This is a genomic window from Vibrio sp. 10N.261.51.A3 (genome assembly GCF_041471965.1).
In the GTDB taxonomy this organism is placed as follows: Bacteria; Pseudomonadota; Gammaproteobacteria; order Enterobacterales; family Vibrionaceae; genus Vibrio; species Vibrio crassostreae_C.
The window spans coordinates 43010-57562 of sequence record NZ_JBFRPK010000044.1; the positions used below are offsets into that span (position 1 = coordinate 43010).

The following is a 14553-nucleotide window of genomic DNA, read 5'->3' on the forward strand; positions in this document are numbered from 1 at the left end:
AGAACACGCATACTAAAGGAGGCAAGATAAGATTTCAATGCAAACGATAATCAATATCAATTAAATTTGTTTGCGGTACACTCGCAGCATAAAGTCAGCTTCACAGTTGAATTGCTCTGCCTCGGTGAGTTGTAGTTTAAACTCTTCACTCGCCTTCCAAGCAAACGGCGTCATCTGTAGCAGGTCGAATGCATCTGACCCCGATAGTTCCATCATATAGTTTAGTTGCTCTTGATGCTCAAGCGTAAAACCTTCGATCACTTCTGGATCTTCGTCGTGCAAGCGAACGCCATCATAAATTGCATCACGCAGTTGATACAGGTGTCGGCTAGCTGGTGTCACGGTGATCACCACACCATTATCTTTGATGGTGCGTTGTAACTCTTCAGCCTTGCAAGGCGCGTAAATGCGTAGAATTCCGTCTAAGCTGTTTTCAGCAAAGGGTAGGCGATGGCTTGATGCAACTGAGAAGTCGACAGTAGGGTAGCGTTTAGCGGCGTATTTGATAGCAATCTTAGAAATGTCTAGGCCAAAAGTAGCCCCTTTCTTTTCTTGAAGATTCACAGCAATTTCGTTGGTGTAATAACCTTCGCCACAACCAATATCCAATAGGCTAGGCGTCTCTTCTGGTAGATAGCGAGAACACAACGTCACCACCGCTTGGCGCATTGGGTCATAGTGGTTACCTTCAAGGAAGCGACGACGTGCCTGCATCATCTCTTTGTTGTCACCTGGATCTTTTGAGCGTTTGTGGTGCGCAGGCATCAAATTGACGTAGCCTTCTTTCGCTAGGTCGAACTGATGGTTCTTTTCACACTTAAACGTACGATCGTTTTGAGATAAAGGTTGGTGACACAAAGGGCATTGGTAAGTCATGGAGACCTCTAAAGGAGAATAGACAGCGCAAGTGTAACGAGCTAAAACCAAAAAGTAAAAGAGCGACATAAAGCCGCTCAAAAATCGTTTTTTATAACTGTATTTATACGGTTATTGGGCACTAATCACAGTGATCAGTTGGTGGTTTTCACCCGGCCGGAGCGTTTTACCGGCTTCTAGGCTTGGTGCGTGCAGTGTTGATTCAACACATAGCATGGTTAGGTAACCGTCGTCTTGCATGTCGCCCATACTTGCAGCGCCTTCTGCCCACGGGTTCCACAGTACTGCAGAGTTATGACCGTGGTTTTCAACTGTTAGCGTGCGATCCAGCTTCTTGTCAGCAACAAAGATTTGCGCTTCTGGTTGCGTGTAAACGCGGTCAATCGTGTCGGTCAGTACCAGTTCAGATCCACCTTGGCAGATCTTGCCACCTTGCAGGCTATCAATGTACTCAGCACCCATACCAGTGGTGGTTGTGTTGTGGATATCGCCAACGTTTAGGTAAGTGTGTAGTGCACCAGAGAAAGTCCATGGCTGAGAATCAGTGTTCTTCACGTCCAGCGTTACTTTTAGTTGTTCGCCGATCTCAACATTCAAGCGAGCATCAAACTGATGAGGCCATACTGCTAGCGTCTCTTCGCTTGGCTTCAGACCTAAGCTAACAATCACGCCAGCTTCGCTTTCACGGTGTTCAACCAATTGCCATTCACTTGAACGGGCAAAACCATGTGCTGGTGCTGCAATGCGACCAAACCAAGGCCAACATACTGGAATACCACCACGCAGAGCCGTTTTACCATCGAACTTAGCTTGTTGGCTCATCCAAATTAGGTCTTCTTGACCTTGCGGTTGGAATGACACCACATGGCCGCCAAACAGTGAAATCGCTGCGTTTGCTTTATCGTGGATAACGCGAACCAGTTTTACACCTTCGTGTTCAACGATAGTGACGTTGTCAGAAAGTACCGCCAGTGCAGGTAGAGTAGATAAATCCATTACATGATCCTTCTAAGGAAATTGAATTCAAATGCTGACTAGAGTGATGCTTGTGTTTTCATGAGTAACAAGCAGAGTCAGTATTAGAATTGAATTTTGCGTTTGGGCTATCTTGATGAGCTTAGACAGACGCGGTTTAAAAGATAGCAGGCATTAAAAAGGCGACACTAAGGTCGCCTTTTTCAAAGTCTGCTCAAAACAGTCTTCGCTAATGCTTATCTAAAGCGATTTCTAAAAAGAAATTACTTAGAGATGTGAGCGATTAGGTCTAGAACTTTGTTTGAGTAACCGATTTCGTTGTCGTACCAAGATACAACTTTAACGAATTTGTCAGTTAGAGCAACACCAGCTTTAGCATCGAATACTGAAGTTTGAACTTCACCGATGAAATCTTGTGATACTACTTGGTCTTCAGTGTAACCAAGAACGCCAGCCATTTCGCCTTCAGAAGCTTCTTTCATTGCAGCACAAATTTCTTCGTAAGATGCAGCTTCTTTTAGGTTAACTGTTAGGTCAACTACAGATACGTTAGCAGTTGGTACACGGAAAGCCATACCAGTTAGAAGGCCGTTTAGTTCTGGAAGAACAACGCCTACAGCTTTAGCAGCACCAGTTGAAGATGGGATGATGTTTTGAGAAGCACCACGGCCACCGCGCCAGTCTTTAGCAGAAGGGCCATCTACAGTTTTTTGAGTTGCTGTAGTAGCGTGAACTGTAGTCATAAGACCAGACTCAATGCCCCACTTATCGTTAAGTACTTTAGCGATAGGTGCAAGACAGTTAGTAGTACAAGAAGCGTTAGAAACGATGTCTTGACCAGCGTAAGATGCTTGGTTAACGCCCATTACGAACATTGGAGTTGCATCTTTAGAAGGACCAGTAAGAACTACTTTCTTAGCGCCAGCAGTGATGTGCTTACGTGCAGTCTCGTCAGTTAGGAAAAGACCAGTTGCTTCAGCAACTACGTCTACGTCGATAGCATCCCACTTAAGGTCTTCTGGGTTACGCTCAGCTGTAACACGTACAGTTTTACCGTTAACGATTAGGTTACCGCCTTCAACTTCAACAGTACCGTTGAAACGGCCGTGAGTTGAGTCGTACTTAAGCATGTATGCCATGTACTCTACGTCGATTAGATCGTTAATACCTACTACTTCGATGTCTGCACGCTCTTGAGCTGCGCGGAATACGAAACGGCCGATACGGCCAAAACCGTTAATACCTACTTTGATAGTCATTGTAGTTGCTCCACAACTTAATTTCTGATTAAAGATAACTGGTAGTAAAATTACAGAATCCAGTATACATCTGCAATAGATAATCCGACTTAACTTGTTTAATGTCAAAAAAAAGCGACGCTTTTCTTAACAATTGGGTGTAAGTGATTGAAAATTGACCATTGCAAGTGGCTCTGTACCCTTCCAGTTGGGTAAAATACCCCTAAATGATGATTCACTTATGAGTGTATATGTACAATGTTTCCTGGTGAGAAAGTATGTGCTACAAAACGACTCATATGCAAGCCTTTATAGAAAAAAGTAAATATAATAACTGAGAATGTGGAGAGATATTAACGTGATTCAAAAGGGAGGAAATATGATAAAGCCTGATGAATACTGGCGTGAGCGCCTAACGGACGACGAATTTTCAGTGTGTCGTGAGCGTGGTACTGAAGCCCCATATAGCGGCAAGTTACTGCACAACCATAAGACTGGCGTCTATAGCTGCACATGCTGTGAAAGCCCTTTGTTTCTGTCGGATAACAAATATGACTCTGGGTGTGGTTGGCCAAGCTTTGATGCCCCAGTGAATGATGAAGCAGTACGCTATATAGAAGATCTAAGTCACGGAATGAAGCGTGTAGAGATCCGTTGTACCGCCTGTGATAGCCATTTAGGTCACGTTTTTCCAGATGGCCCGAAGACCACAGGTGAACGGTTCTGTGTTAATTCAGTGTCGTTAATTTTCAACAAAAATGACGAAAGTACGAAATAACTTGTAACTATTGTCTAATCCTTACAGGTCGCATTTGTCGATTTAGGAATGCTGAAACGCCCAAGATTTCAGATTTAACTCTAGTACAAATAAAAACAGCTACCAAAAAGGTAGCTGTTTTTATTTGAAAGCAGGTGAATAAGAAGCTTAAGTAAGAACACTATAAATGAAGCGATCAGTAACTCGGGACGATTGAAGGGCTGTAAATTCCATCCTCAATCGCTTCGACGATGTTATCTGCGTCTTTATTTAGCTTCTTATAGGTTGCCTTGTCGAAATGGTACAACACCGTGAGCTCGGCTTCAGAAGCAATCGGCACGTCAAAGTCTTTGGCAACCATTGCCCAAGCGTACGCTTTTTCCATATGTCCCAGGCTGTGGTTGATACTGGCCATCGACTTGAAGATTTCAGTGTTGGCTACCGAGCCATTAGAAAGCGTTAGCGCATTATTGAGTAGCTTAAGTGTCTTTATATGATTGCGGGTGGTATAGAAGGTTGCCAAGGCATATTGCATCTCAGCTGTGTTTAACGCTTCAGAGCCTTCTAGTTGTAGGAAACTGCGTCTGGCATTGGTGTCCCCAGTTTGCGACCACAAGAAGTAAAGCGTTTCCGGTGTATCAGATTTCGATAGCTCATCAACAATGCGCTCAGACTCTTCGATACTGTGCATTAAAGAGGTAAAGCGACGCTCTTGCAGCTTAGATTGATCGATCGTTTCGATCTGTGCCGCGAGCTCTAGGCACTTTTTGTAGGCAGTGACTAATTCGAATTCTTTAATTTTGTTGATTTCGGTGGGTTGCTTCTGAACTTCAAATCGATGCCAGATGAGGTCGGTACGTGCGACACGACATTGCCCATCGTTCATGTTCAATTGTTCACACTGAAGACCCGGATTGCTTTGGCACAGTTGATCGGTATTTTTGTTCCCTTCAAGACACCCAACCAGAGTGAAAGGCAATAGGCTAATCGCCAACCATTTCATAATTTTCATATTCCTTCACTTGTGATCAGATGCACTTATTATTGGTCAGGTTCTTGACTCAATTCTGTTACGGGTTATTTTCTGGTGAAAATTGTTAAAACTAAGGCTTTACCATGGATGCAGAACAACTTCTTAGCGCAATGACACCCGAGGTCTACGAACGTTTAACCTACGCAGTTGAAACGGGTAAATGGCCAGAAGGTACGGCGCTCTCAAAAGAACAGCGCGACTCGTGTATGCAAGCGGTTATGTTATACCAATCTAAACATAACTCTGAAGCTCAACATATGACAATTGCAGCTGGTGGTGAGATTAGCTTTAAATCTAAGTCTGAACTAAAGAAACAGTTTAAGTCAGATCAAGAAGACATTGTTAGGGTTAACCCGAATCATTAAGCTTAAATTACAACAAAGGGGTGGCAATGTGCCACCCCTTTTAGTTTAACTCGTTTATTTATAAGCAATAAAACGATTTAGTTCACGTTAAGCCGCCGTTACTTTCATAGAATAACTGGCTTTAACGTGAATCCTTGAACAGGTTATAAGCTCATCTCACCGCGCAATACTTGTTGCATCTGAGCCTTCACTTCTTCGTAGCCTAGGTTTTGGCTTAATAGATAATGCAACTTCGCCAGTGCCGCTTCTGGTGTCATATCGTAACCACTCACCACGCCCGCTTCTGCTAGTGCACAACCTGTCGCGTAACCACCCATGTTGACTTTACCAGCCAAACATTGAGTTAGGTTCACCACAATAACACCGCGCTCTGAGGCATCTTTCAGGTGCTGAAGCAGTTCTGGGTTTTGTGGTGCGTTACCCACACCGAAAGTAAGCAGAATCATCGCGTTAACAGGTTGTAATAGCGTGTTACGGATAACTTCGTGTGAGATGCCTGGGTACATTGTGATTACGCCGATAGGTTGCGGAGTAATGTTATGAACCTTGAAAGCACCTTTAGGTTGTTCGTTTACCTTTACGTTATTGCTAAGTTGGATATTGATACCCGCTTCTAGCAATGGATTCAGGTTTGGAGACGTAAACGCATTGAAGCCATCTGCGTGTGATTTTGTGCTGCGGTTACCACGCATCAACTTGTTGTTGAAGAACAGTGTCACTTCGTTGATAGGGTAGTTTGCGGCAATGTGTAGCGCATTCAGCAGGTTTGCTTGTCCGTCTGAACGAAGCTCTGCTAGTGGGATCTGAGAGCCCGTAACAATCACAGGTTTGCCGAGGTTTTCAAGCATGAAAGACAGTGCAGAGGCAGTGTAAGCCATAGTGTCTGTGCCATGCAGGATAACGAAACCATCGTACTTATCGTAGTTCGCGCGGATGTCATCAGCGATAGTCTGCCAATCAAGTGGCGTCATATCTGAAGAGTCCATTAATGGAGAGTATTCGTGAATGGTGTACTTAGGCATCTCTGGGCGATGGAATTCAGGCATGCCAGCTAGCTGCTTATCCATGAAACCTGCGACTGGAACATAGCCGTGGTCAATAGACTTCTGCATGCCAATTGTGCCGCCGGTGTACGCGATATAGATGTGTTTTCTTTCCATGGCGATTAATACTTAGTGTGATGTAGGGAACAGGGGGGCGATTATAGCGAATTATCATGCAATAAAAAGAGGCACCTCACACAGAGGTACCCCTTAGTCATTGAGTTATTGGCTCAACTTATTGAACTTGGCAATTTAAGCAGAAAGCGTATCGGCCTTGTGGGTCGTTAAAGCTGCCTAACAGCTGGCTATCTTGAGCTAACTGCTGAGTAACAGGCTGTAAACTGCTTGGTATCATCGATTGAATATCTAGGCCTATCGACATCTGAACTTGGTTCATAAATTCTTGAATAAATTGTTCAGTGGCCGAAAGTGGCTCTTCTACCCAGTAGATGTTGTAGCTTTCAAGCTCTGCAAGTGAAGCCGCAGCTGCAACCGCATCATCGAAATCACCAATCTCATCGACTAAGCCTTTCTGAATCGCATCTTGACCTGTCCAAACTCGACCTTGAGCAATCTTGTCGACAGCATCGACTTCCAGACCGCGATTTTCTCCAACTAGGCTGATGAATCGGCGGTATCCGTTTTCAATGCCCATTTGGAACGCGTCTTTCGCGCCATCGCTAAGTCCAGTTGTAATACCAAGACCTGAGAAAGGTGAGGTGCCAACGCCATCAGTGTAAACACCAATATCGTTCAACCCTTTTTCGAAGGTGGTGATAACACTGAAGATACCAATTGAACCCGTTAGTGTGGTTGGCTGAGCTAGGATCTTATCCGCACCCATCGAGATCCAGTAACCACCCGAAGCAGCAAGGCTCGACATCGACACAACAACCGGTTTACCCGCTTGCTTGATCGCTTCTATTTCATTACGGATAACTTCAGAAGCAAAGGCACTGCCACCTGGGCTATCGACACGAAGTACAACCGCTTTCACTTTATCGTCGTTACGTGCTTGGCGCAGTAGGGCTGCTGTGGTATCGCCGCCAACGGTGCCACGTGGTTGCTTGCCATCCATAATTGCGCCGCTCGCTACAATCACGGCAACGTCGTGTGATTCACTAGTCATGTTTGGAAGCATGGTTGTACGGTATTCGTAGTAACCAAACGCGTTGTAGCTGTCTTGGCCGTCACTGCCGAAAACATCGGCAAGCTCTAGTCGAACTTGCTGGCGTGTCGCTAGCTCATCCACTAAGCCAAGTTTCTCGGCCAGTTTTGCAATGTCACCGTCCACAGACTCAAGTTCTTTCAAGAAGGTGTCCATGCTTGGGTTCAGTGTCTTAGCGTCTATTTGACGGTTGTTGCTGACGTCATCAACGTACGCACCCCATAGTTGGCTTAACCAACGAGAAGCGGACTCTTTCGCTGCGTCTGACATGTCATCACGAATGAAAGGCTCAATAGCTGACTTATAAGTGCCCACACGGAACACGTGCGTGTTTACGTCTAGTTTCTCTAACAACGTTTTGTAGTAAAGCGAGTAAGCGCTATAGCCTTTAAGAAGAACCCCACCATCTGGTGATAGGAAGACCTTAGTTGCGTAGCTGGCTAGATAGTATTGGCTTTGGTTGTAAAAGTCACCCACCGCATAAATCGGTTTGCCTGTTGCTTTGAACTCATTCAATGCTTTAGCAATGTAGCGTAGCTTGGTCAGGTTGGTTTCTGGCAGCTCTTTGAGAGCTAAAACGATACCAGTAACCTTGTCATCGTCTTTTGCGTAGCGAATCGTTTCAACGATATCAAACAGGATGTTCTCTTTTGGAAGGTCTTTGCCAAGTAGTGAACCTGTGACCGAATCCATCGGATTGATATAGCGGCTTTGTTCCACAATAGGGCCAGACAGATTAAGCACTAAAGCCGAATCCTGAGGAACCGTCGGTTGAGCCGTATCTGAATGGAAGTACACAAAGTAGATGATGGCGATACTGAGTAAAAAGACTAGGTTAACCAGCGCAAGACGTACAAACGTAATGAGCTTCCAAATCCCTTTAAAGAACATGCCTATAAATTTGAATATTTTTTTCATTCTGTCTCCGCAGTGAGATCACGTCGCTTTAACAAGCCGTAGTACCATTAATCTCAATAATATGAACTGCTTAGTATCCTACGATAATTCCCAAGCTCAAACTACACCAAGAATTGTTAATCGATATATATTCTCATTAAGTGTAGTCAAATTAAGGGCTTCTGAACGATTAATACGTGCAGCATTATGATCGGTGTTACAAAAATGTAAACGGTTGTTTGAACTTTTGGTGATTGAACTATACTGTGGTCAGACCACAAGGATAAAATAATAGAAGTGATGTCTGCCATGTACCCACATTTACTTGAACCACTCGATCTTGGATTTACCCAGTTACGTAACCGTGTATTGATGGGATCAATGCATACAGGTTTAGAAGAAAATAAAGAAGGTCTCCACAAACTCGCCGCGTTTTATGAAGAGCGAGCAAAAGGAGGCGTTGGCCTTATTGTTACTGGTGGTTTCTCTCCTAATTTACGTGGCAGATTAACCCCATTCAGTGCTGAATTCAGTAAAGTAAAGCACGCTAAAGCGCACCAAGTTGTTACCGAAGCCGTCCACAAGCACGGCGGTAAAATTGCGCTTCAATTGTTGCATGCAGGTCGTTATGCGATGCACCCATTTGCGCAAAGTGCGTCTGGCATTAAAGCGCCTATCGCTAAGTTCGCTCCAAGTGAGATGAGCCCTCGTCAGATTAAAAAGACCATTGGTGCCTTTGCCAACAGTGCCGAACTCGCCCAAGTCGCGGGTTACGACGGCATTGAGATTATGGGATCTGAAGGTTACTTGATTAACCAATTCATCTGTAAACGTACCAATATGCGTTACGACGAATGGGGCGGTTCTTATGAGAAGCGCATGCGTTTCCCGCTGGAGATTGTTAAATCGATTCGCGAAGCAGTGGGTGACGACTTCATTATTATTTTCCGACTGTCGATGCTGGATTTGGTTGAGCAAGGCAGCACCTTTGAAGATGTTGTTCTATTGGCTCAAAAGCTGGAAGAAGCAGGCGTGACTATTATCAATACCGGCATCGGTTGGCATGAAGCGCGTGTTCCGACTATCGCGACACAAGTACCACGTGGTGCATTCTCTTGGGTGACGGAAAAAGTGAAACCATACGTGTCGATCCCAGTGGTGACATGTAACCGAATTAATACGCCAGAAGAGGCCGAACGTATTCTTAGCTCTGGGCAGGCTGATATGGTGTCTATGGCGCGTCCATTCTTGGCAGACCCGGATTTTGTTAATAAAGCAGCTCAAGACCAAGCTCAGTTCATCAATACCTGTATCGGTTGTAACCAAGCTTGCCTTGATAACGTGTTTAAAGGTAAACGTGCGAGCTGTTTGGTGAACCCACGCGCTTGTTACGAGACTGAAATTGTTGTTCAGCCAGCGCAAGCGACTAAGACCATTGCGGTTGTTGGCGCAGGCCCAGCCGGTTTAGCTTGTGCGACGACACTAGCCCAGCGTGGACACAAGGTTGACTTGATTGAGAAAAATGACCGTATCGGCGGCCAGTTTAGATTAGCAATGCAGATACCGGGCAAAGAAGAGTTCAGAGAAACGATTCGTTATTTTGCTAACCAAATCGATGCATCCGGCGTGAATCTGAAACTGGATACGGAAGCAACGTTTGAGATGTTGTTGAAGTACGATGAAGTGGTGATGGCTGCTGGCGTAGAGCCAAGAAAGCTCGATATTGAGGGCATTGACCAAGAAAACGTGGTCGATTACCAAACCTTGATTCGCGAAAAGACACCAGTAGGCGAAAAGGTCGCGATTGTTGGTGCTGGTGGTATCGGTGTCGATGTGGCAACCATGCTCACCGAGCCGGCGTCACACAGCCTAGATGATTGGCTGCATGAGTGGGGCATCGATAAGAACATGGAACACCCAGGTGGTTTGTATCCTTACCCGGATTCATTCAGCGACAAAACGGTTTGGGTGATGCAGCGTAAAGCGGGGCGCGTTGGTAAAGGTCCGGGCAAAACAACGGGCTGGATTCACAAACGCACGCTAGAGAAACGAGGTGTGAATCTACTGGGCGGTGTAAGCTACAACAAGATTGATGACCAAGGTCTGCATATCAGCGTTGGTAAGAAAGAGCAGGTGCTGGATGCTGACTCGGTTATCGTATGTGCAGGTCAGGTGTCAGTTCGTCCATTCGAAGACATGTGGCAAGAGTTTGGTGGTAAACTGCATGTGATAGGCGGCGCCGATTACGCGGGTGAATTGGATGCAGTACGCGCAATTCGTCAAGGTGTTGAGCTAGCGATTAAGTTATAGAATCAGCTATCAAACTGTAATCTTATCAGTAGATATTGTTACTTAATTTGCTGAGTTAGATTTTGAACAAGGCTCCTAAGTCATAGATTTAGGAGCCTTTATTGTTTCTAATCTAGCCTAAATGGACAGCCGTTGAGATTTATTATCGTTTGTATTCTGTGCTAAAGTTCAAGTATACAAATAATAAAGAAATAGTAAGGACTTCAAATGGATGCTTTGGATCTATTGCTCAACAGACGCTCAATCGCAAAACTCTCTGATCCGGCACCTGAAGGTGTGGCGTTAGAAAACATCATCAAAGCAGGGCTGCGTGCTCCAGACCACGGTGCACTAACACCATGGCGCTTTGTTATCGCGCAAGGTTCAGGCCTACAAAAGCTTTCAGACATCTTGGTGCGCGCCGCTGAAGCGGATGACAGCGAAGAAGCGGTTATCGAGAAAGTAAAAAAAGCGCCGTTCCGAGCTCCGATGGTGATTACTGTGATTGCCAAAGTAACTGAGCACGAGAAAGTGCCTGCTATCGAACAACATCTGTCTGCGGGTTGTGCTGCACAGGCGATGCAAATGGCCGCAGTCGCACAAGGTTTCCAAGGCTTTTGGCGCTCAGGTAAATGGATGTTCCACCCAGAAGTACACCAAGCATTTGGCCTAGAAGGCGACGATGAAATTGTTGGCTTCCTATACCTAGGCACTCCAGGCTGTACACCAATGAAAGTGCCAGAGCGCGACTTCTCTAAGTTCGTTGAGTTTTTATAAAGAAAGCTGAAGCTTGAATAGTGGAATGCTAACTGTATAAACAACCAGTTTTTCTTGATTTATTAGAGCCACATTAGATAATGTGGCTCTAATTGTTTGTAGCATCTGGAAAAACATGTCTCGCCTTATTATTGCTGAAAAACCAAGCCTCGGCCGCGCTATCGCCGCCGCACTACCGAATCCACAGAAGAAAGACCAAGGGTTTATCAAATGTGGTAATGGAGATGTGGTGACTTGGTGTATTGGACATTTATTGGAGCAGGTTGAGCCAGATGCTTATGATGATCGTTATAAGAAGTGGAATTTAGCCGATCTTCCTATTCTGCCAGAGCAATGGCAACTAAGACCTCGTAAGACGTCAAGCAAACAGCTCACGGTGATCCGAAAGCTATTGAAGGACGCCACTCAAATTGTTCACGCCGGAGACCCGGATAGAGAAGGGCAGTTGCTGGTTGATGAAGTGATTGATTACTGCAAAGTCTCTAAGGCTAAGAAAGAGTCGATGGACAGGCTACTGATCAGCGACTTGAACTTACCTGCCGTAAAACGTGCACTTTCTCAAATGCGCAGCAACCGTGACTTTATTCCGCTTTCTATTTCCGCATTAGCGCGCTCTAGAGCCGATTGGCTGTATGGCATGAACATGACTCGTGCTTATACCTTACTCGGTCAAAAGGCTGGCTACCAAGGTGTGTTGTCGGTCGGGCGAGTACAAACGCCTGTACTTGGTTTGGTGGTAAGGCGCGATGAAGAGATCGAAAACTTTATTCCGAAAGATTACTTCACTTTGCACGCTTTGATCCCTTATCAAAATCACGGCCAGAGCTTTGATATTCGTGCGCGTTGGAAGCCAAGCGAAGCATGTAAACCATGGCAAGATGAAGAAGGGCGCGTGCTCAATCGAAAGCTGGTTGAGAATGTGGCTAACCGAATTGCGAATCAACCCGCGACGGTGACGGAATCAGAGCAAAAGCAAAGTAAACAAGCTGCGCCACTGCCTTACTCGCTGTCAGCTTTGCAGATTGATGCGTCTAAGCGTTTTGGTATGAGTGCTCAACAGGTGTTAGATACGTGTCAGTCATTGTACGAGAAACATAAACTCATCACTTACCCACGTTCTGACAGTCGCTATCTACCTAAAGATCACTACTCACAAAGAGAGTCGGTCGTGGATGCTATCGCTAACAATGCCAAAGAGCTGCAAAGTGGTGCTCAAGGCGCGGATCTTTCACTTAAATCAAAAGCATGGAACGACAGCAAGGTTGATGCTCACCACGCGATTATTCCTACTCCGAAGAAATCATCGGTGAATGGTTTGTCTGCTAATGAGATGAAGATCTATCAGCAAATCGCTCGCCAGTATCTAATGCAGTTTTACCCACCTGCGGTTTTTGCTGATGCTAAGCTGGTCTTTGATATTGCTGGTGGTGTGTTCATCGCAAAAGGGCGTCAGCTTATCAACCCGGGTTGGAAGGTGTTGATGGGCAAAACAGATACCGAAGAGAAAGGTGATGGCACGGATACGGTTCCTCCATTGGATAAAGGTACCGTGTTGACGTGTCGTGAAGGCGTGATTGGCGATAAGAAAACCGAACCACCAAAGCACTTCACGGAAGCTACATTGCTTCAAGCGATGACAGGTATCGCGCGTTTTGTTGCGAACAAAGACCTTAAAGCCATTTTGAAAGAGACCGATGGCCTTGGCACAGAAGCCACCCGTGCGGGTATTCTCGATACTTTATTCAAAAGGCAGCTGCTAACGCGCCAAGGTAAGAGTATTCACAGTAGCCCTGCGGGCAGAGGCTTGATTCATGCCTTACCTGAGGATTCTACCTTTCCAGACATGACAGCGCACTGGGAGCACCAGTTGCAAGGCATGGCAGAACGCAATCAAGCGTATCAACCTTTTATGCAAGCGCTGGAAAGCAAAATTGATGGTTTGATGGGCAAGGTAAAAACGGGAGTAGTTCCTGAATCACTTCGCCACCTTCCTAAAGTCGAAAGACCAGCGTTTAAACGTCGTAAAGGCGGTGGTGCAAAGAAGTCTTATGCCAAGACAGGTTCGTATGCTAAGAAAGGTACTTCCGCTAAAAAGAGCACCAAAAGCTAAGACTTATTGAGGTTAGGATTAACGACCGACTTTACGCCCACAACGTTTAAACAGTTGCTGCCAATAGTCAACATGGCGACGAGTGGATGATCGAAAAGCTTGATGTGCATCTTGGATGGGAAAGTAATAACTGTGCAGTTCAGGTTGCGCGTCAAACATTCCTAGTTGCGGGGCTATGTGCTGATAGTAGCCATCCAGTTGCGCCATGTAAGGCTGAACCTTACCTATGTATTGTTGCTCGAACACATTGTTGAGATAACGAAACTTGGTCGTGTCTCGTTGTTTACCACAGATGATATTGTCATCAAAAGTTGTCAGCTGTTTGGTGATGGTATCAAGCTCGGCTGAAGCTCGCGTGAGCGAGTAGTATAAATCCCCGAGCGTAGAGCTCTTCTCTAATACTTCTTGAACCTCAGTAGTCTTTCCCGAAACGAGCGGAACGTTTAACGCTTGATTGATATGTTGTAAGGCATCACTGGTTTGTCGTACCTGATCGCCGATATCAGCGTGTAACCACTGACTACCCCGCATTTGTGACTGCATCGCATCGCTGGCATAGATTAGATTCCACTGGTGCCGCGGAAACTGTGCGAGCTTCTGCTGCTCGATTTCTTTCAGTAGCTCTACGACCTCAGGGTCTAATTCGCTACCGGATAAGCATCTCCCGACACCTGCAAGTAGGGCGACTTGATAATCGTAATTACGAAACTCATCCGCGACTTTCCCAAGAACCGAATTTCTTTCTGCAATCAGATTGAACAATCCACACTGACGAAGCTGGTAACTGTCGATGAGACCGATAGAAAGCGAGGGCACGTCAAGCAGCAGTTCTCGTTTTCTCGGTAGGCTTTCAAATTCCCATTCCTCTTTTATCTCGTCAGCATCTTGTACTCTGGCTATCTTGGTTTGGTAGTCGTCGAATAAGTCACCAGGGCCATCACTAAAACAGCCAGCTAGCATCACCGTCAGACAAAACAGTGTTGAGTGCTTAACTAGGTTTGAGAGAGGGCTATAATTCATCTGCG

Annotated in this window: 12 protein-coding genes; 5 read left to right on the forward strand and 7 right to left on the reverse strand. The window is 45.6% G+C overall.

The features are described from left to right. Positions 1–60 precede the first annotated feature (60 nt). The 3 genes from rlmA to gap all read right to left on the reverse strand — a co-directional run bounded on the left by rlmA (position 61) and on the right by gap (position 3110). Positions 61–876: a 23S rRNA (guanine(745)-N(1))-methyltransferase gene (rlmA, locus tag AB4371_RS11765; protein ID WP_372133124.1), complete on the reverse strand. Its 816-nt coding sequence runs from the start codon at positions 874–876 to the stop codon at positions 61–63. Between the two features lie 111 nt (positions 877–987). Beyond that, a complete protein-coding gene (locus AB4371_RS11770; RefSeq protein ID WP_017070751.1) occupies positions 988–1872 on the reverse strand; it encodes a D-hexose-6-phosphate mutarotase in 885 nt (294 codons plus the stop codon). Between the two features lie 242 nt (positions 1873–2114). Then, entirely contained in the window at positions 2115–3110 is a 996-nt protein-coding gene (gap, locus tag AB4371_RS11775; RefSeq protein ID WP_017059382.1) for a type I glyceraldehyde-3-phosphate dehydrogenase, read from the reverse strand. Positions 3111–3429: 319 nt separating this feature from the next. Here gap and msrB point away from each other — a divergent pair, with 319 nt between their 5' ends. Next, positions 3430–3867, forward strand: coding sequence for a peptide-methionine (R)-S-oxide reductase MsrB (msrB, locus tag AB4371_RS11780; protein WP_080582205.1), 438 nt, complete (start codon positions 3430–3432; stop codon positions 3865–3867). Positions 3868–4042: 175 nt separating this feature from the next. Here msrB and AB4371_RS11785 read toward each other — a convergent pair whose 3' ends face one another. After that, positions 4043–4849, reverse strand: a complete 807-nt coding sequence (locus AB4371_RS11785; protein ID WP_136979116.1) for a DUF2989 domain-containing protein — start codon at positions 4847–4849, stop codon at positions 4043–4045. Between the two features lie 113 nt (positions 4850–4962). On the opposite strand from AB4371_RS11785, the gene AB4371_RS11790 reads away from it, so the two are divergent. Beyond that, a complete protein-coding gene (locus tag AB4371_RS11790; RefSeq protein WP_010437067.1) occupies positions 4963–5244 on the forward strand; it encodes a YeaC family protein in 282 nt (93 codons plus the stop codon). A gap of 143 nt (positions 5245–5387) precedes the next feature. Here AB4371_RS11790 and ansA read toward each other — a convergent pair whose 3' ends face one another. Both ansA and sppA read right to left on the reverse strand, forming a co-directional pair. Beyond that, positions 5388–6404, reverse strand: a complete 1017-nt coding sequence (gene ansA, locus AB4371_RS11795; protein WP_017063439.1) for an asparaginase — start codon at positions 6402–6404, stop codon at positions 5388–5390. 118 nt (positions 6405–6522) lie between these two features. Beyond that, positions 6523–8373 carry a signal peptide peptidase SppA gene (gene sppA / locus AB4371_RS11800; RefSeq protein ID WP_029235699.1) on the reverse strand — a complete coding sequence of 617 codons (1851 nt, stop codon included), beginning with the start codon at positions 8371–8373 and terminating at the stop codon, positions 6523–6525. Positions 8374–8652: 279 nt separating this feature from the next. Here sppA and AB4371_RS11805 point away from each other — a divergent pair, with 279 nt between their 5' ends. The 3 genes from AB4371_RS11805 to AB4371_RS11815 all read left to right on the forward strand — a co-directional run bounded on the left by AB4371_RS11805 (position 8653) and on the right by AB4371_RS11815 (position 13528). Then, positions 8653–10662, forward strand: a complete 2010-nt coding sequence (locus tag AB4371_RS11805; protein ID WP_170967980.1) for an NADPH-dependent 2,4-dienoyl-CoA reductase — start codon at positions 8653–8655, stop codon at positions 10660–10662. 207 nt (positions 10663–10869) lie between these two features. Then, the gene (locus tag AB4371_RS11810; protein WP_017059376.1) at positions 10870–11418 is read left to right on the forward strand and encodes an NAD(P)H nitroreductase; all 549 of its coding nucleotides are present in this window, start codon (positions 10870–10872) and stop codon (positions 11416–11418) included. Positions 11419–11533: 115 nt separating this feature from the next. Beyond that, the gene (locus AB4371_RS11815) at positions 11534–13528 is read left to right on the forward strand and encodes a DNA topoisomerase III (RefSeq protein ID WP_137001177.1); all 1995 of its coding nucleotides are present in this window, start codon (positions 11534–11536) and stop codon (positions 13526–13528) included. 18 nt (positions 13529–13546) lie between these two features. On the opposite strand, the gene AB4371_RS11820 is transcribed toward AB4371_RS11815, so the two are convergent. Continuing rightward, positions 13547–14548, reverse strand: coding sequence for a DUF3080 domain-containing protein (locus AB4371_RS11820; RefSeq protein ID WP_137001176.1), 1002 nt, complete (start codon positions 14546–14548; stop codon positions 13547–13549). Between the last annotated feature and the right edge of the window lie 5 nt (positions 14549–14553).